This is a genomic window from Pseudoalteromonas sp. HM-SA03 (assembly GCF_002289345.1).
Classification (GTDB): domain Bacteria; phylum Pseudomonadota; class Gammaproteobacteria; order Enterobacterales; family Alteromonadaceae; genus Pseudoalteromonas.
Genome location: NZ_NSDG01000003.1, coordinates 652 through 18879, shown reverse-complemented (window position 1 = coordinate 18879; position 18228 = coordinate 652). Strand labels below are relative to the sequence as shown.

Genomic DNA, 18228 nt, shown 5'->3' with positions numbered 1-18228 from the left:
TCGATTGATGCGAAGTCTTTTGCTTCACCACCGTATACTTTTGCAAGTACGTTAGTGATTGCTGCAGTTAGAGTTGTTTTACCGTGGTCAACGTGGCCGATAGTACCTACGTTTACGTGCGGTTTTACGCGTTCAAACTTTTCTTTTGCCATGACGAAACCTATAAGTTTTGTGTATCTAGATTACATATAAAAATAATCCACGACGAGTGTGGATTAGAATTATTCAGTCTATTATAAATATTTTTTCGACAATTCAAAGGAAGTATTTGAGAAGATTCTTCGGAGACTGGTGCTGATAGGCAGATTTGAACTGCCGACCTCACCCTTACCAAGGGTGCGCTCTACCAACTGAGCTATATCAGCACGCCAGACGAACTGGAGCGGGCAGCGGGAATCGAACCCGCATCATCAGCTTGGAAGGCTGAGGTAATAGCCATTATACGATGCCCGCTTTAGGAACCTGTTCTTAACTACCTCTAACCGTCAAGAATAAAGTGGTGGAGGGAGCTGGATTCGAACCAGCGAAGGCTGAGCCGTCAGATTTACAGTCTGATCCCTTTGGCCGCTCGGGAACCCCTCCACGTAAAATTCTTTCCTAAAGCATCCTATACAAGATAGGGTAAAAAGNGACTATCCGAGTCGAACGGATGACCTACTGATTACAAGTCAGTTGCTCTACCAACTGAGCTAAGTCGGCACTGCTTTAGTACGGGGCGAGATATTAGAGCAACCATTGACTCGATGCAACAGGAATATGCAAAAAATCTTAAATTTATTGTTCAAACGCTCAGTTTTAAGCCAATCCCATGACATTTTTACAGTTATTGTGGGTTTTTCCACCAAACTGACAGCCCTTTGAATACCAAAAGGTCATCAAAAACCGCTGACGCAATATGGTTTTTTATTAACTCGCCATATCCACCTGCACACAATACCAACGCAGACTCATTATTAAGTTGCTGTTTTGCACTATGTACGAGCCCAAGTGTTGCGGCTAACGCACCATTTTTCACCGCCTCTGGTGTATTTTTAGCAAATTCTGCGGCAAAAGGCGTGTTCTCATCACAAAATACCCGCTCTGCACGTGCTGTAATACTGGAAATCATGAGATCGATACCTGGTAAAATCCACCCTCCCATGTGTATCCCATGTGCAGTCACTACATCAACCGTGGTCGCAGTGCCAGAATCAATTACGATAATATCTTGTGTTGGATATAGAGCATGCGCGGCGAGTACCGCAAGCCACCTATCAATTCCCAAATTTTTAAAACTAGGATAGGCGCAAGTTACCCCAGCTCGCCTTGCCGATACTTGTGCTTGCTCTAGCACAAGACCAAACTCAGAGGCACGACTTTCCACCCACTGTAATCCCGCCACCTTACCAACCTGAGAGCAGACAATTGCGGTTAGCTTTTGCCATTCAATATCACTTTCTTTTACAGGACTAATACGCCCTTCATACTCAAGTGCATATTTAACTGCAGTATTACCTACGTCGATTAGCAGTTTCACGATATCACCTTTCTTAACGAAATTTCACCGCCATAAAAAGCTTTAAGCTCACCATCTTGCCTAAGCAATAAGCCGCCTTGCATATCGATGCCTTCACAGATCCCACGCCATTCTCTTTGTCCTGTACTCAAGGTTACCGCGTCACCTTTAAAGGCATTTAGACTATTCCATTCGGTCACCATTTCGCTTAGTCCAGACTCTTTATACTGGGCAAGACGCTCAGACAAGGAGTGAGTGAGCTGCACCACTAACTGATTTTTATCAATTTGGCCTAAGTGCGTTTGCAGATCTGTCCAAGCTTGGTCGATGTGCTTAGAGGCAGACTCTGGCATGCATATATTTAGCCCAATCCCAATCACTAGGTGGCAAGGCCCTTCCACTTGCCCCTCTAGCTCAACTAAAATCCCCGCTAACTTTTGCTGATTGAGATAAATATCGTTTGGCCATTTTAATTCAACGGAAATATCATACAGGGCCTTTAACGCATCATATACCGCAAGTCCTACAGCTATGGATAAGCCCATCGCCGCTTGCATGCCAGCGTCAAACTGCCAGTAATAGCTGTAATAAAGGTTAGCACCAAAGGGCGATTGCCATACCCGACCTCTGCGCCCTCTGCCAGCTTGCTGCATTTCAGCCACCAAAACATGGCCTGAGCCCATATTCTGTTTGTCCTGCAAACGACGCATTAGCTCACTATTCGTTGAGTCTATAATTGCTTGATATTCGATTGGACACTCACTTTGAAACTGCTGTTGCCATAGAGTATTCAACTTACTTTGATGAATAAGCGGTAAGCTATAATTGAGTTTATAGCCGCGGCCATTGACTCGAAAAATATCCACGCCCATCTCTTGCAACGCCGCAATATGCTTTGCAATAGCCGCGCGACTAATCCCTAGTTGCTCGCCAAGTTCTTGCCCTGAGATAAATTCTCCTTTATTCAAGGCCGCTAAAATCGTTTGCTTTTTATGATCAGGCGTTTTCATGGCATTCCACACTTTGTAACTGACATTCACCATGCTTTGTTATAAGGCGCACTTCATGCTCGAGTAACACAGCAAATTTTTGCCAAACGGTTTGTTGAATATGGCTCACTAACTGTTTTAAATCTTCACCGGTGCTGCCACCGCTATGAACAAGTACTAGTGCTTGTTTCTCATACACACGAATAGCTCCGCGATGGCAACCTTTTAGACCCGCTTTGTCAATCAACCAGCCAGCCGCAAGTTTTACATGGTCATTGTCCACATTAAACGCTGGCATCTCTGGAAATTCACTTTGCAACTGAGCTGCAAACGCCCTATCAACCACTGGGTTTTTAAAAAAACTCCCGGCATTTGCAAGCGTCGCAGGATCGGGCAATTTACTGTTCCGAGTAACTATCACCGCTTCGCAAATCTGTTGCGCGGTTGCTGTATCACTCAAGCTTTGGAGAGGGCCATAACTTAACGTTGGCTGCCAACGTTTAGGCAAAGTCAATGTCACTTCAGTAATAACAAACTTATCTTTTAGGCGGTGTTTAAAGACTGAATCTCGATAGCCAAATTCACACTCGGCATTTGTTAATGTGGTGAAGCGCCGCTCGGCGATATCAAATCCTCTAACGGCAGTGATAAATTGTGATACTTCAACGCCGTAGGCGCCGATGTTTTGTACCGGCGCCGCACCAACAGTACCAGGGATCAGCGCGAGATTTTCTAACCCGTCAATTCCGTTATCAAGCAGCTTTGTAACGAGCTGGTGCCAGTTTTCTCCAGCTGCGACTGTAACGATATAATCATCATCTTGTTGCTCGATATCGACACCTAAAGTCGCAAGCTTAATAACGCTTCCAGCATAATCTTCCAGAAAAATGGTATTGCTCCCTTCCCCAATTAAAAAGAAAGGACGATTGAAATCGAGCTCAACCAGCGCATGTGGATCTGTGATAACGATAAGGGACTCGCAACCCGACGGCAGCGAAAAAGTGTGATAAGACTGCAAACTAGTCACTGCAGCACCTTGCCAATATTAACTAAACTGGCGCTAGTGTAGCGCATTGCCCTGACTTACGCATTAACGTCATCTTGCCCATCATTTTATGTAACCCATCGGCTTATGCTGTTTAAATGGTCAGAAATTAGTTATGTTAGCCGTTCTAATTGGGAATATTCTTTTTATAAGAGCAACATTATGATGAAACTTTCGGCACTTACGCTCAGCCTTGCCATGGCTGGCCTCGCCCACACTGCTGATGTAAACGCAGCCGTTGACCAACACACTTACGCCAATCTTAACGATGTTATTACCACACACTTGCATTTAGACCTAGACGTTGACTTTGAAGATAAGCAGCTCGAAGGTTTTGTTGAACACACGCTAGATTGGCAGAATCGCCAAGCAAGAACACTGGTACTAGATACGCGTGACCTCGAAATCGACAAAGTGATGTATCAAGGTAAAGATGATAAATGGCATACCGCCAAGTTTGATCTTGCCAAGCGCGATGAGGTGAAAGGTGCTAAGTTAACTATTCACTTTAAAGAGCAAGCAAAAAAAGCACGGATTTATTACAACAGCTTGCCAGTAGCATCAGGTCTACAGTGGTTAACACCGCAGCAAACCGCAAGTAAATCTCACCCATTTATGTATAGCCAGTCTCAAGCTATTCATGCTCGTAGTTGGATCCCTGTGCAGGATACACCAGCTATGCGTGTGACTTACTCTGCTCGCGTACATACGCCTAAAGATGTGCGTGCGGTAATGAGTGCGGACAATACCGGCGCATTGATCAAAGATGGCGATTATTGGTTTGATATGCCGCAAGCTATCCCACCGTACCTAATTGCAATTGGTGCAGGTAACCTTGAATATAAAGAGATGTCGCACCAAACTGCGATTTTTGCAGAACCGCAAATCCTCGATGCCTCTGTTGCAGAGTTTAACGATACACAAGCGATGATCGATAAAACCAATGCCATGTATGGTGAATACGCTTGGGGTAGATACGACCTGCTCATGTTGCCGCCTAGCTTCCCGTTTGGAGGTATGGAAAATCCACGCCTGTCATTTATCACGCCAACCGTAGTTGCCGGTGACAAAAGTTTAGTAAACCTAATCGCCCATGAGTTAGCGCACTCTTGGTCTGGCAACTTAGTGACCAACGCGACGTGGGAAGACCTATGGCTAAATGAGGGTTTCACCTCTTACGTTGAAAACCGTATTATGGAAGAAGTGTTTGGTCGTGACCGCGCGGTGATGGAGCAAGCACTTGACGCTGCTGGGCTGCGTGCACAACTTAAAACTATCGCCGCTCCTGATACACGCATGAATTTAGAGCTTAATGGCCGCGATCCTGACGATGCATTTAGCTCTGTACCTTACACTAAAGGTCAATTATTCCTTATTTATCTAGAAGAAAAGTTTGGTCGTGACAAGTTCGACAAGTTTGTTAAAACCTACTTTAAAACTTTCTCTTTTAAATCTCTGACTACTGATGAATTCGTCGCGTACTTAGATAAAAACTTGCTACAGCAATATCCTGGTATCGTGAGCTTAGAAAAAGCCAAAGAGTGGATTTATGAGCCAGGCTTGCCAAGCGACGCACCGAACCCAACTTCTGATGCCTTTGAAAAAGTGGATGCGCTAACTCAAGCTTGGTTAAAAGACGAGAAAACACTTGCAGATTTACCGACCGACGCTTGGACAGTACATGAATGGCTGCACTTTATTAATAACTTACCAAGAGATCTCGCCATCGAGCGTATGGAAGCATTGGACAAGGCATTTAAGCTGACGCAATCGACCAACGCTGAACGCGCATTTGCTTGGTATATGCTAGCAGTAGGTAACGGCTATCAAGCTATTTACCCAGACCTTGAAAAGCACCTGGTAAGTATTGGTCGTCGCAAGCTTATTGTGAATTTATACAAGTCACTCATTAAGCATGGTAAACGTGACTGGGCTTACCGTGTTTACCAACAAGCACGTCCGGGATACCACCCGCTTGCTCAAGGCACCATCGACGCTTTGTTTGAATAATACATTTCAAAAACAAAAAGAGCGCTTCAATGAGCGCTCTTTTCTATTTTAAGTTTAAGTTCAAACTTAAATTACTTGTGATATTGACGGCTAAATTCGTGAACCGCGTTGATGAAAACACCTGCATTTTCAGGGTCAACATCAGGTGTAATGCCATGGCCTAAGTTAAACACATGACCGTTACCTTCGCCAAAGCCGGCTAATATATGCTGTACTTCTTCACGAATACGCTCATGGGTACCGTGTAACATTGAAGGATCCATATTACCTTGTAGTGCAACTTTATCGCCTACACGACGTTTTGCATCGGCGATGTCAATCGTCCAATCAAGGCCAACTGCATCACAGCCAGTAGCCGCAATTGCTTCAATCCATTGACCGCCGTTCTTCGTGAATAATGTCACGGGTACTTTACGGCCATCGTTTTCACGGATAAGACCGTCTACAATTTTGTGCATATATTGTAGTGAAAACTCTTTGTAGTCACGTGGGCTTAACACCCCACCCCAAGAGTCGAAGATCATTAGCGATTGAGCACCCGCTTTTACTTGCGCATTTAGGTAATCGATAACCGAATCAGCCACTTTATCTAGCAGTAGGTGCAGTGTCTGCGGCTCTGCAAACGCCATCTTTTTAATCTTACCGAATGTTTTGCTGCTACCGCCTTCAATCATGTAAGTCGCTAGCGTCCATGGTGAGCCAGAGAAACCAATAAGTGGTACTTCACCTTTAAGCTCACGACGAATTGTGCTCACCGCATTCATTACATAACCAAGCTCATCGGTTGGATCTAATTTAGGTAGCTTTTTAACATCGTCTAACGATTGGATAGGACGCTCAAACTTTGGACCTTCACCGGTTTCAAAGTAAAGTCCAAGTCCCATTGCATCTGGAATAGTCAAAATATCGCTAAACAGAATCGCCGCATCTAGTGGATAACGACGAAGCGGCTGTAATGTCACTTCACATGCCAGCTCTGCATTTTTACAAAGGCTCATAAAGTCACCAGCTTGTGCTCTGGTGGCACGATACTCTGGTAGATAACGACCAGCTTGGCGCATCATCCATACTGGTGTGACGTCAACTGGTTGTTTTAATAGCGCTCGTAAATAACGATCGTTTTTTAATTCGCTCATAGCGTCTCTATTCCAATACTTAAATTCAATTGTGCGGATTGTATCACTAAGTACACATGGGCACTATCTAAACTATCCTTGCCAGCACCTCGTTATGATCTAGATTAAACCTTACTTTATTAGGAACAAATTCATAAGCTTGTGTAAAAATTACGGAACAAGCAATTAAACTGTTTGCAACACGATTAAAAGGTTGGTATAAAATTACCGCGTTAGAAAAATAACAACAAAACACCATCAATTAGAAAAATAACAACATTACGCAACGAGCTAAACTGCTATTTTGAGCCACCTTGAGTTTCTCTCGGTGGTTTTTTTATTTTTATCCTCCTGAATTTGTTAATATTCCCGATAATCAAACCAATAATCTTTTGATCTTTTTACGCTTTTACAGAAAAAATTGGTTGACCTTTTGCCCCGTTTCCCTTTCCATAGAGATAGGTAACCCGCTTAAGGAGAATCACTATGCTTTCGCAGTTAGAACAAGCCCAACAGAAATGGGGAGGCAGCCATAGTGTAATTGATGCATGGTTAGCAGAGCGTCAGGAACTATTGGTTTTATATTATAAAGTTGCAGGATGCTCACCAACTCGAAATGGTAAAGCACTTCCTGAGCAAGTTGACATTCAGTCATTCTGCCAGATTTTGATGGACTATCTTTCAGCTGGTCATTTTGAAATTTATGACAACATTGTTGAGGCCTGCCAAGAAAAAGGCCCTGAAAGCGCAAAACTGGCTCAGTCACTGTACCCTCGGATCACAGATACGACTGATACCGCACTTGATTTCAACGACAAATATGCTGAAGTAAATCAAGAAACACAAGAATTAGCAGACTTCGATAACGACTTGTCTGTGTTAGGTGAAACGCTTGAGTTGCGCTTCCAATTGGAAGATGAACTTATCGATAACCTTTATTCTAATCACACTGAATAGTCTAAATTTGCGGGCACCAAAATATAAAAAAGGTGAGATAGCTATCTCACCTTTTTCTTTGTAGAAATAGCGAAATTACTCAGCAGCTTCTTCAGCTTCGTCTTCGATACCTAGCAGCTCAACTTCAAATACCAGTGTTGAGTTGGCTGGGATTTTACCAAGGTCGCGAGTGCCGTATGCAAGATCTGCAGGAATCGTAAACTTATACTTAGAACCTACGTTCATTAACTGTAGACCTTCAGTCCAACCAGCGATAACTTGGTTTAAACGGAAACTTGCAGGTTCATTACGCGCATAGGAGCTATCGAACTCAGAACCATCTAGTAGAGTCCCTTTGTAGTGTACTTTAACCATGTCAGTAGCAACTGGCTTTTTACCACCGCCTTCGCTTAACACTTCATACTGTAAGCCCGAATCCGTTACCTGAACGCCTTCTTTTTTCGCATTCTCAGCTAGGAACTTATCACCTTCTTCTTTATTTTTCTTCGCATCAGCTTCAGCTTTTGCTGCTTGCTTTTCACGAACAGAAGAATCTAGTGAAGTGAGTACTTCACGAATTTTTGCGTCATCCAGCTTAGCTTCACCAGCTAGTGCGTCTTTAAAACCACGCATCAGTAACTCTTGATCAAGTTCAATGCCTAGCTCTTTTTTATCCGCTAAGTCTTTTTGCAAGAAGTTACCAACTGAAGCACCGATACCGTATGCTTGCTGTTGCACTTCTGTATCTAGCTTAACCTCAGCAGGTTTCTGCTCTTCTGCTTTTTTATTACACGCTACCAGTGCTAACACTGAAGCAGCAACGAGTGACAATTTAATCGTCTGTTTCATTCTCAACTCTCCGACAGTCCCTACTATCAAAACACCAATGCTCGCGCAAGAGAGCTTGATATGCGGTGCCATTGTTAATTTTATATTAATAAGAAAAGGTGCTAGCCACATTAACATCCTCTGATCAGAATGCCAATATGCATTTGCTTGCCATTATCGCGTAACGACATTACGCTTTTAATACGCTAATATCAAAATAATATCTTGTTTTTAGTGCCTTTAGTCTACCTGTTGTAGACTTCGGAGTTAAGGAGGATTTACCTAATTTATGGTCAAACTCGTCAACATTAAGTGGACAAGCCTCCTCTTTGCATGCGCGATGCTCAGTTGCTTCACCTTAACCGGCTGTGGCCCTGACACTTCAAAAGCCGTTATGACCGTAGAACATGCCAGCAGAGGCGCATTTTCTGCAGTTATCTCTGCAGACGGTCACTACAGCCTTGTTTCTTCCATAGAGCATGGGGCCGTACTTTGGGATAATCAAGAGCAAGGCCTCAAATTTCAATGGCGTCACTCTGATGCCCCCGATGATCTCATTCACTCACTGGCTTTAGCTAATGACAACTCCACGGCCGTCACTGCCACTGATAAAACATTCGCCATCTGGAGCGTCGAAAACGGTCAAAACCTTGGTTATTTCGAAATTGAGTCTGGTACTATTCGAGATATCGCAATTAGCAATGCGGGCCGATATTTACTCTATGCCCGCAATGATAACGTTGTCGTTCACCTCGACTTAGAGAGTGGAAGACGGATAGAGTTCCTTGGACATCAAGAAAATATCAATTCTATTGCCATGTCTCCCAATGGTCACTTTGCCTTAACCGGAGGCAACGACTATACCGCTTACTTTTGGGATACTAGAACGGGGCAAGTGATCCATCGCTTTAACCACCCAAGTCGCGTGACCAAAGTTGCATTAGATGACCAAGGAAGATTTGCTTTTACCGCAGATAGCATGAAAAAAGCGAGCATTTGGCAATTAACTTCTGGTGATCTCAAAGCACAATTACAGTATATTGCTCGCCAGAAAATTTTCAGTGCAGTGCGCTTTAATCAAGACGCAACGCTCTTGGCTACCGGCTCACCTAACCGCGAGCTTATTTTATGGCAAGTGAGTGATGGCGAACGATTGCAAACTTGGCGTGTACAACCCCGAGAAGGCAGCCGCCCCAAGTCTGCGGTTGTATTTGACGTTACTTTTCAAGACCAAGACACTGCATTGTTAACCGAAAGCTCCAGCGGACTACTGGAAAAATTTGCGCAGGTGAAAAAGCCATGAATGAAATCGAAAACAGAATTACTGAGCTTGAGGCTAAGCTTGCCTTTCAAGAAGATACAATCGAAACCTTAAATGAAGAGCTAAAGGCACATCAGCAGCGCTTGGCTAAAATGCAACGACAAATTGAGCTATTGGCAGAGAAAATGAAGGAAGGCCGCGATCCGGGTTTAATGCCTCAACATCAAGAGCCACCTCCACCGCACTACTAACAAATTAATTGAAAACCGGGGTGATCACTCACTCCGGTTTGAACACCCCAATAACTTGCTCAAACTGGCGTGTGGAAGCCTGGACCGCGTCTTTCGGCTGTGACATTACGTGGCCACACTCAACACATTCAACTTTTTCAACATCATGCTCTTTGTAGAGCATCATTACGTCGATTTTTTGGCATTCTGGACAACTTGCCCCTGCAATAAAACGCTTCTTAACTTTCAACTCTACACCTCTAATGAACACCGAGTTTAAGGTTTGTCATTTTATCCTAATTTTATTTGTCATGATACGCTTGGAGTAAGGGATTGGATCCATGCTATGATGCGCGCAATTTAGACAGACTTTTAGAATTATGATCCAACTTTCTGATATCGAGCTACTTCGTGGCAGTAAAACACTGCTAAAACAAGCTAATGCAACGCTTTATCCACAACATAAGGCGGGCCTTGTCGGTGCCAATGGCTGTGGTAAATCATCTCTCTTTGCGCTGCTAAAAGGTGAGCTGCAACTCGATTCTGGTGATTTTTCTATTCCAAAAGATTGGTCTATTGCATCGGTAAAACAAGAAACTCCTGCACTCTCCATTAGCGCCCTCGAGTATGTACTTCAGGGACACCCTGAATACTATGTTTTGAGAACGCAACTACAACAAGCGGAGCGGGACGGTGATGGTGAACTACTAGCACAAGCACACCAACAGCTAGAGAATATCAAAGGGTATAGTATTGAAGCCAAAGCGGGTGAACTACTCCATGGCCTTGGCTTTAGCAATGAACAGATTGAGTTTGCCGTTAGCGACTTTTCTGGTGGTTGGCGCATGCGCTTGAACCTTGCGCAAGCGCTGATCCGCGATGCCGATTTATTGCTTCTGGATGAGCCAACCAACCACTTGGACTTGGACGCTGTTTATTGGCTAGAACGCTTTTTACGCGCCTATCAGGGTACATTAGTGCTTATTTCTCACGACCGCGAATTTTTAGATGCGGTTGTTGGCGAGATTTGGCATATCGACCAACAGCAGATCAACGTCTATAAAGGTCACTATTCTCAGTTTGAGCGTCAAAAAGCAGAGCGCATGGCACAGCACCAAGCGCTTTACGAGAAGCAACAAGAAACGATTGCACACTTAGAGAAGTTTATTACCCGCTTTAAAGCGAAAGCGAGTAAAGCAAAACAAGCGCAAAGCCGTGTTAAGGCCCTTGAACGCATGGAAATGCTCGCACCCGCTCATGCAGATTCACCATTTAATTTTGAGTTTGCAGATCCAACAAGCTTGCCTAATCCATTGATGACACTAGAGCAAGCCAAAGCGGGCTATGGTGACGTTACCATTTTGCATGACATCAAGCTTAATCTGGTCCCAGGTAGCCGTATTGCGTTACTTGGCCGCAACGGCGCTGGTAAATCGACCCTAATCAAGTTACTTGCCGACGATTTAACCCCACAAGCTGGTGAAGTGTTTCAACACCAAGGGTTAAATGTTGGCTATTTTGCTCAGCATCAGCTTGAGTCTCTCGATCTTGAGGCCAGTGCGGTTACCCATATTCAACGTCTAGACCCTAAAGTACCAGAGCAACTTATTCGTGATTTCTTGGGCGGTTTTGCTTTTCATGGTGATAAGGCCCTCGAACCCGTTGCGCCGTTTTCTGGTGGCGAAAAAGCACGACTCGTACTTGCGATGTTGGTGTATCAAAAGCCGAACTTGCTGTTACTCGATGAGCCGACCAACCACCTAGATTTAGAAATGCGACACGCACTCGTAATGGCCTTGCAAGGTTTTGAGGGTGCGATGGTAACCGTTTCCCACGATCGCCACATGCTGAAAAATACCGCTGACGAGTACTATTTAGTTGATAATGGAACCGTTTCTCAGTTTGGCTATGACTTAGATGCTTATTACCAATGGCTCATGAATGCCAATAAAGAGCAAGCGAAACCAAGTGGCTCAGAGGCTGAACCAAAGCAAAACTCTAATGCCAATCGTAAAGAGCAAAAGCGTCTTGAAGCCGAATTCAGAAAAACCATTCAGCCGTTGAAAAAGTCGATTGAAAAGCTCGAAAAACAGCTCGACGAGCTCACTGAGCAAGCAGACGAAATTGAGCAAGCTTTGGCTGACAACAGCCTATACACGGACGAGAACAAAGCAAAATTAAGTGACTTACTGGCAAAACAAGCCAAGATAACCCCAGAACTTAATGACACAGAAGAAAACTTATTAATGGCATTGGAAGAGTTAGAAGAAAAGCAAAACCATTTCGATGAGACTGGAGAGATATGCTAAGTCGTGAAGACTTTTGGCAGTTTGCCTGTGAATTCTACAGCCGCCCGCAGATGCAATCGCGGCTGCTGAATTTGCAAGATGCTGCAGGCAAAAATATCAACCTGTGCCTGTTACTTTGTTATCTAGACACTTTAGCACTGACGATTACCCCCAACACCCTAGCCGCACTGGTAAAGACTGCTAAGCAATTTGACCAAGCGGTGCTACAACCCCAACGCGCGATCCGCCATACCCTAAAAACACATCATCAAGACTACCAAGACTATAAAAAGTTACGAGCTGCGATGCTGACTGCAGAGCTTGAGCTTGAAAAGCGCCAACAAGCGCTATTGTTGGAAACATTAAAACGCTTTTCGTTTACGCCACTGCAATCATGTAGCAATGTGCTGCTCTATTTGAGTCAGAGTGAGTACGACGCTTTATTCAATACGACTGACTTCTAAGCCATTAAATCAATATAAGCCCTGTTATTTACCCAACTTAGATATAAAACCTGATCGAGATCAAGCCTTTGCCTAGGTTTAATTTCACTCAGGATTGAAACTTGATCTTGATCATATCAAGCCTCTCAGACCTCCACTACTATTTACTCATCGACAAATTAGGAGGCACAGCCATGAACGTATTCTTTAGAGACTTTTTTTCCGACCCTGTGTTGTTTCTATCTTTTGGCTTTTTAGGGATTGTAATTTTGCTGTGCTGTTATTACGTCTACTTTTTTATTAAAAAAGTCATGGACGCTGAAATACCTAACGAACAATAGAACAGATTTAAATGTATTACCTTGAGGCGATTGAAGAATAAGTAGTAGAAGATCGGCTCGACGTAGTTCCCCAACTTGCAGAATTAAGCACGACGCACAAAGCACCTTATCAGTTTACTGGTCGGGTGCTTTTTATTTGCTTAACCCTCAACTGATAATACGTTAAACTGGCTAAAACGTGTTTTGCAACTGGATAGCTTCCTTTCTTTGCTTTGCGAGCAACCGTCAAAAAGACGCAGTTTCTATTATGAATCAAGCCATGAAAACAATAACAGCCGATAATTACGAATTTAAGCCCGCTTGGTGGATGCGCAACCGCCATGCCCAAACCATACTTCCGCGATTCTTTAGGCCTAGATTACAGGTGCCCGTCGACTATGAAACACTAGACACACCAGACGATGACTTTTTAGAACTTGCATGGGCAAAACACGGCGATAAATCGGCACCTTTGGTTGTGGTATTGCATGGGCTAGAAGGCAATATCAACAGCTTTTATGCAAAAGGCCTATTAAAAGCGTTGGTACACCATGGTTTTGATGCCGTACTGATGCACTTTCGCAACTGCTCACGTGAAGTGAATCGCCAAGCTAGGGCTTATCATAGCGGCGAAACCTCAGATCTTGGCTTTTTTATAGACACGCTAAAAGCCCGTTTTCCTAAACGGCCATTATTTGCGGTTGGCTTCTCGCTCGGCGGTAATGTACTTGCCAAATACTTGGGAGAAACCAAATCGCAAAGCGGTCTTGAGGCTGGCGTTGTCGTCTCAGCGCCTTATCACCTTTCTTCCTCTTGTCAGGTGATCAGAAAGAGCTGCTTTAAGCTCTATCAAAAATACTTGCTAGACAGGATGAAGAAGTCTTTTTCACGTAAGCTAGACACCATCCAGTCGCAAATTAGGATAGACAAGCCTGCCCTTTATGCCATTGATGACCTATGGCAGTTTGACGATAAGATAACGGCACCGCTGCATGGTTTTAACGGCGCGGAAGACTATTACGCACAAGCAAGTTCGCAGCCCTACTTAACCCAGATCACGACACCAACACTCCTGATCCACGCCGAAGATGACCCCATGTTATCATCACAAGCCGTGCCTACAGCCGCTCAGGTTAACTCACCGGTGACGCTCGCAGTGAGTCCGCACGGTGGTCACGTAGGATTTATTTCGGGAAGTAATCCCTTTAAACCTAGGTTTTGGCTAGAAAGCGTTATTCCACAATATTTACAGCAAATTTATAGTAAGGCTAAGTAGTATGCTCATTCCCTATCAACAACTTCCGCAAGAGACGCTGGACAACCTTATTGAGCACTATGTGCTGCGAGAAGGAACAGACTATGGCGATACTGAAGTCAGCACCGAGAGCAAAGTCACGCAAGTGAAAGCACAGCTAAAATCCGGAGAAGCACTGATCGTTTTCTCGGAATTACATGAATCGGTGAATATTGTTAGCAAACAACAATTTCAAGCGATGCAAGCACAGGAGGATTACGAGTATTAAAAAACCTTCAGCTTTCTTTGTATTTAGCGCTAATCGTAAACAGTTGTCGAAGTGACAGGAGTTGTTACAATCAAATTTCTATAACTATAAAGGAAAGGCAATTTTATGAAGCTCGGCACTGCTCTTTGCGCCCTAGCGCTGGCTGTTTCTAGCGCTTATGCAACTGAATACAAAGCCTCTGAGCGCGCAGTTAAACTCGCTCACGATAACATCCTAATTGATACACACATCGACGTTCCATATCGCATCCAAAGTAAATGGGATGATGTTAGCCAAGCAACCGAAGGCGGTGATTTTGATTACCCTCGCGCGGTAAAAGGCGGTCTTAATGCGCCATTTATGTCTATTTATATTCCTGCTAATTTAGAATTTGAAGGTAAAGGTAAAAGCTATCAACTCGCCAATCAACTGATTGACGGTATGGAAGCCTTAGCACATCGCGCACCAGATAAATTTGCAATGGCTTACAATACCGACGACATTTATGCGCAATTTGACAGTGGTATTATGTCTATCGCGATGGGCATGGAAAATGGCTCGCCCATTGAAGGTGAGATGAAAAACCTTAAGCATTTTTATGACCGTGGCGTACGCTATATCACCTTAGCACACTCGCAAAGCAACCATATTTCTGACTCTTCTTATGACGTACGCCGCAAATGGAAAGGCTTAAGCCCATTTGGTAAAGAGCTAGTGGTTGAAATGAACAAAATTGGTATGCTCATTGATGTATCACACATTTCCGATGACGCCTTTTATCAGGTTATGGACATTTCAAAAGTACCGGTCGTTGCTTCACATTCATCCCTGCGTAAATACACCCCAGGATTCGAGCGCAATATGGATGACGAAATGCTCAAAGCCTTGGCAAAAAATGGCGGCGTGATCCAAATTAACTTTGGCTCGAGCTTTGTGACGGCAAACGCTGGTGCTTGGTATGACAAGCGTGACGAAGCACAAAAAGAAGCCAAAGACAAAGATCGCACCGATTTTAGAGCGGCGTTTAGAGCAAAAAATCCGTTCCCATTTGCCACACTTGATCAAGTGCTAGATCACATTGATCACGTCGTTAAGTTGATAGGGATAGATCACGTAGGGATTGGTTCAGATTACGATGGTGTGGGTGACTCACTACCGGTTGGCCTGAAAGACGTGTCAACGTATCCAAATCTTGTGCAAGGTCTTTTGGATAGAGGCTACAGCGACGCTGATATCAAAAAGATTTTAGGTGGCAATACTCTGCGCGTGTGGAAACAAGCTGAGGCTTACGCAAAGAAGTTCGCTAAATAACCTCAGGTTAAATAACTGTTCAAACCACTGATTTATAAGGTGTGCCGCACGGCATACCTTATAAGACCTTAGACTTTAAACTGAGATAATTCATCCACCAATTTACTGGTGACTCGCAGCACATCATCCGAAATTTGATGCGTTTCTCCAGACAACCGCTCACCATCCAATGTTTTGTCATTTAAATCAGTTAAATTACTGCTAATCTCAGTAGATACTGCATTTTGCTGCTGAGTCGCATGAGCGGTTTGCTCTGAAAGCTCAGTCACTTTCACCGCACTTTGTGCAATTAACTCCAATAGCTCCGTTGCCTTCGTAAAACTTTCTACAGCAACATCAACATACTGCTTACCATCTTCAATGGTCTTTTGTGAGTCCTCTACGCTATGTGAGAATGCTTCTAACATCTTCTGAATATCATTAGTACTGTCTTGTGTTCGAGTGGCCAGTGACCTAACCTCGTCAGCTACCACTGCAAATCCACGACCTTGTTCACCTGCTCTTGCCGCTTCTATTGCCGCGTTGAGCGCTAATAAATTTGTTTGCTCAGCGATCCCGCGAATAACATCGAGCACTTGCGTAATGTTTTCAGAGTTTTTTTGTAAAGCTAACGAACTGGAGAGTGCCGCTTCCATATTATCAGCAAGATGAGTGATTTTTTGTTTTGAATCTGCCAACACCGTTTTACCTTGTGCTGCGTAGCGATGTGAAGCTTCAGCTTCTTTCAATGAGTTTTCTGCCACCGACGAGACTTCTTGACTTGAGTGACTTAGCTGATGCACCGCGCTAACAATGGTATGTGATGACTTACCAAGCGAGTCGATTAAGTCATGGCACTGTGTGGCATAATGACTGAGTTTTGACGACAAACTCGACAGCTCGCCACCATCATTCACAAGTGCTGTAACCATCCCCTGTAAGCTCTCGAGAAAATGATTAAAGTTTAGCGATAGCTTTGCAAACTCATCATTGCCTTTGATTTCAATGCGACCAGTTAAGTCTCCGTCCCCAGAGGCAATTTCAAAGATCCTATCCGAGACAAAATTTATCTGCTGTGCTAACTGACGAGGGATCCGATAAGCAATCCAACAAGCAATACCAAGTAGGAGCAAGGCACTAACGCCAAGTCCCCACTTTATCTGAGTAACCTCAGCAACGACTAACGCACGACTTGCAGCAGATTTTCCATCGGCTAATTCACCCGCTTTATCAAGCACATCACGAACTGCACCAAATAATTTAGCCGACTCAGTTTGAAGCGCTTTATCTGTCGGGGTTTTAATACTCGCCACCGTCACGCGATACCAACTTTGAAAGTCCGCGTCAAAAGTTGCAAAACTACCCAGCTCACTCTGGTGGAGTGACATAAACTGAAGATACTTTTGATAGCGCTGTTTCACCTGCTCGGCGTTTTCTTCAAAATCCGCCCGCTTATCTTCACCAGCTAATAATTTGAGGTAGGCTTCTTGAGCTTGATAAAAGTCTCTATCCGCATTGAGTACCACTGACACGGCTTTTAAATAGTTTTCAGTTTGGATCTCAAGTGCCGATTGCACTTTATTGAGCAACACCGAAAAACCAAAAAACACAAATAGCAACACGATCGTCAACATAGCCGTAGGCAACGAACTTTTGACTCGAATACTATGTAAATCCATCTTCATACACCTCAAATAAGAGATAGTAAAAGCCTAGACCATATAAAGATTTATAGACAAATAATCTTCACCCATTCAAAAGAAAACAAAATAATTACATTTCATTATTTGTTTTACAACAACACTTCTTTGTATTATTTTTAAGCAGATCACGCTATCGGTTTCGTGATAACAAACTTAATAAATCTATAAAAAGGATATTGAAAATGAAAATAAAGCTCCAAAAAAAGCAGCTAAAAAAACTCACTCAAGATAACAAACTACCTCAGGAAGCAACTCCTCAAGTAGCCGGAGGTGATTATACGAGAGTTTACGGATGTCAGGACACGATGAAATGTGCATCTCGCCAAGACATCTCAGCTTGTTGCAATCACTCCGATCTTGCTAGCTGTCAAATCGGATTTACCTGCCTTTGCTAAATCTATTCACTTTTTAACAGCGGGTTTCCATAACCCGCGTATAGGTTGTTGCTCACAGTGTAAGTATTAAGATTAATTCCAATGTAAGAAATGCATCAAACAACAGCAGCACTCAGGCTTTGAATAATAAAAAGTGGATGATTTATTTCTCTGTATATATAGCGAAGAAAACTGACTGTCCATTGAGTGGGTTTTAGGTAACTAAACTAAAAATTTGATTACGGGAGTCGTTAATTTATGAAGAGTGAACCGACGACTTTTGTACGAGTTCTTTAGAGTGTGCGGTCCAATTAAAATTGGTTGCGGGAGTCGTTAATTTATGAAGAGTGAACCGACGATTTTTGTACTAGTTCTTTAGAGTGTGCAGTCCAATTAAAA

The 18228-nt window shown here is 43.6% G+C and carries 17 protein-coding genes and 3 tRNA genes; 9 read left to right on the top strand and 11 right to left on the bottom strand.

Annotated features, from left to right (window positions below; genetic code table 11):
* The 7 genes from CKO50_RS00650 to murB all read right to left on the bottom strand — a co-directional run.
* On the bottom strand, positions 1 to 152 hold a 152-nt coding region (locus CKO50_RS00650; protein ID WP_255228785.1), incomplete at its 3' end, for a GTP-binding protein.
* Between the two features lie 137 nt (positions 153 to 289).
* Positions 290 to 365 (bottom strand) — tRNA-Thr (locus CKO50_RS00645).
* A 13-nt stretch (positions 366 to 378) separates the two neighbouring features.
* Positions 379 to 453, bottom strand: a tRNA-Gly gene (locus CKO50_RS00640).
* Between the two features lie 44 nt (positions 454 to 497).
* Positions 498 to 582, bottom strand: a tRNA-Tyr gene (locus CKO50_RS00635).
* 241 nt (positions 583 to 823) lie between these two features.
* Entirely contained in the window at positions 824 to 1516 is a 693-nt protein-coding gene (locus tag CKO50_RS00625) for a type III pantothenate kinase (RefSeq protein WP_095726605.1), read from the bottom strand.
* On the bottom strand, positions 1513 to 2505 hold the full coding sequence (gene birA / locus CKO50_RS00620; protein WP_095726604.1) for a bifunctional biotin--[acetyl-CoA-carboxylase] ligase/biotin operon repressor BirA: 993 nt from the start codon (positions 2503 to 2505) through the stop codon (positions 1513 to 1515). Before birA ends, CKO50_RS00625 begins: the two co-directional genes overlap by 4 nt.
* Positions 2492 to 3511, bottom strand: coding sequence for a UDP-N-acetylmuramate dehydrogenase (gene murB, locus CKO50_RS00615; protein ID WP_095726603.1), 1020 nt, complete (start codon positions 3509 to 3511; stop codon positions 2492 to 2494). The genes birA and murB overlap by 14 nt, the downstream gene beginning before the upstream one ends.
* Before the next feature lie 183 nt (positions 3512 to 3694).
* On the opposite strand from murB, the gene CKO50_RS00610 reads away from it, so the two are divergent.
* Positions 3695 to 5539 carry a M1 family metallopeptidase gene (locus tag CKO50_RS00610; RefSeq protein WP_095726606.1) on the top strand — a complete coding sequence of 615 codons (1845 nt, stop codon included), beginning with the start codon at positions 3695 to 3697 and terminating at the stop codon, positions 5537 to 5539.
* Between the two features lie 71 nt (positions 5540 to 5610).
* Here the strand turns inward: CKO50_RS00610 and hemE are convergent, their stop codons facing one another.
* Positions 5611 to 6675: a uroporphyrinogen decarboxylase gene (gene hemE / locus CKO50_RS00605; protein WP_010374544.1), complete on the bottom strand. Its 1065-nt coding sequence runs from the start codon at positions 6673 to 6675 to the stop codon at positions 5611 to 5613.
* A 465-nt stretch (positions 6676 to 7140) separates the two neighbouring features.
* Between hemE and CKO50_RS00600 the strand changes: the two genes are divergently transcribed.
* Positions 7141 to 7611: an Rsd/AlgQ family anti-sigma factor gene (locus tag CKO50_RS00600; protein ID WP_010607921.1), complete on the top strand. Its 471-nt coding sequence runs from the start codon at positions 7141 to 7143 to the stop codon at positions 7609 to 7611.
* 75 nt (positions 7612 to 7686) lie between these two features.
* Here CKO50_RS00600 and fkpA read toward each other — a convergent pair whose 3' ends face one another.
* Positions 7687 to 8439 (bottom strand): FKBP-type peptidyl-prolyl cis-trans isomerase, encoded by a 753-nt coding sequence (gene fkpA / locus CKO50_RS00595; protein WP_176474589.1) that lies wholly within the window; start codon positions 8437 to 8439, stop codon positions 7687 to 7689.
* Between the two features lie 268 nt (positions 8440 to 8707).
* Here fkpA and CKO50_RS00590 point away from each other — a divergent pair, with 268 nt between their 5' ends.
* Complete coding sequence (locus CKO50_RS00590; RefSeq protein ID WP_095726601.1) at positions 8708 to 9721, top strand: WD40 repeat domain-containing protein; 1014 nt, start codon at positions 8708 to 8710, stop codon at positions 9719 to 9721.
* Positions 9718 to 9930 carry a SlyX family protein gene (locus CKO50_RS00585; RefSeq protein ID WP_010374533.1) on the top strand — a complete coding sequence of 71 codons (213 nt, stop codon included), beginning with the start codon at positions 9718 to 9720 and terminating at the stop codon, positions 9928 to 9930. Before CKO50_RS00590 ends, CKO50_RS00585 begins: the two co-directional genes overlap by 4 nt.
* A 28-nt stretch (positions 9931 to 9958) precedes the next feature.
* On the opposite strand, the gene CKO50_RS00580 is transcribed toward CKO50_RS00585, so the two are convergent.
* The gene (locus CKO50_RS00580; RefSeq protein ID WP_010374531.1) at positions 9959 to 10159 is read right to left on the bottom strand and encodes a YheV family putative zinc ribbon protein; all 201 of its coding nucleotides are present in this window, start codon (positions 10157 to 10159) and stop codon (positions 9959 to 9961) included.
* Positions 10160 to 10289: 130 nt separating this feature from the next.
* Here CKO50_RS00580 and CKO50_RS00575 point away from each other — a divergent pair, with 130 nt between their 5' ends.
* The 5 genes from CKO50_RS00575 (at position 10290) to CKO50_RS00555 (ending at position 15773) form a co-directional block, all read left to right on the top strand.
* Positions 10290 to 12218 carry an ATP-binding cassette domain-containing protein gene (locus CKO50_RS00575; protein ID WP_095726600.1) on the top strand — a complete coding sequence of 643 codons (1929 nt, stop codon included), beginning with the start codon at positions 10290 to 10292 and terminating at the stop codon, positions 12216 to 12218.
* Complete coding sequence (locus tag CKO50_RS00570) at positions 12212 to 12661, top strand: TIGR02444 family protein (RefSeq protein ID WP_095726599.1); 450 nt, start codon at positions 12212 to 12214, stop codon at positions 12659 to 12661. Before CKO50_RS00575 ends, CKO50_RS00570 begins: the two co-directional genes overlap by 7 nt.
* A 567-nt stretch (positions 12662 to 13228) precedes the next feature.
* Positions 13229 to 14236 (top strand): hydrolase, encoded by a 1008-nt coding sequence (locus CKO50_RS00565; RefSeq protein ID WP_095726598.1) that lies wholly within the window; start codon positions 13229 to 13231, stop codon positions 14234 to 14236.
* A gap of 1 nt (position 14237) precedes the next feature.
* Positions 14238 to 14483: a YheU family protein gene (locus tag CKO50_RS00560; protein WP_095726597.1), complete on the top strand. Its 246-nt coding sequence runs from the start codon at positions 14238 to 14240 to the stop codon at positions 14481 to 14483.
* Between the two features lie 105 nt (positions 14484 to 14588).
* Complete coding sequence (locus tag CKO50_RS00555; RefSeq protein ID WP_095726596.1) at positions 14589 to 15773, top strand: dipeptidase; 1185 nt, start codon at positions 14589 to 14591, stop codon at positions 15771 to 15773.
* Between the two features lie 68 nt (positions 15774 to 15841).
* Here CKO50_RS00555 and CKO50_RS00550 read toward each other — a convergent pair whose 3' ends face one another.
* Complete coding sequence (locus CKO50_RS00550; RefSeq protein ID WP_095726595.1) at positions 15842 to 17431, bottom strand: methyl-accepting chemotaxis protein; 1590 nt, start codon at positions 17429 to 17431, stop codon at positions 15842 to 15844.
* Positions 17432 to 18228 lie beyond the last annotated feature (797 nt).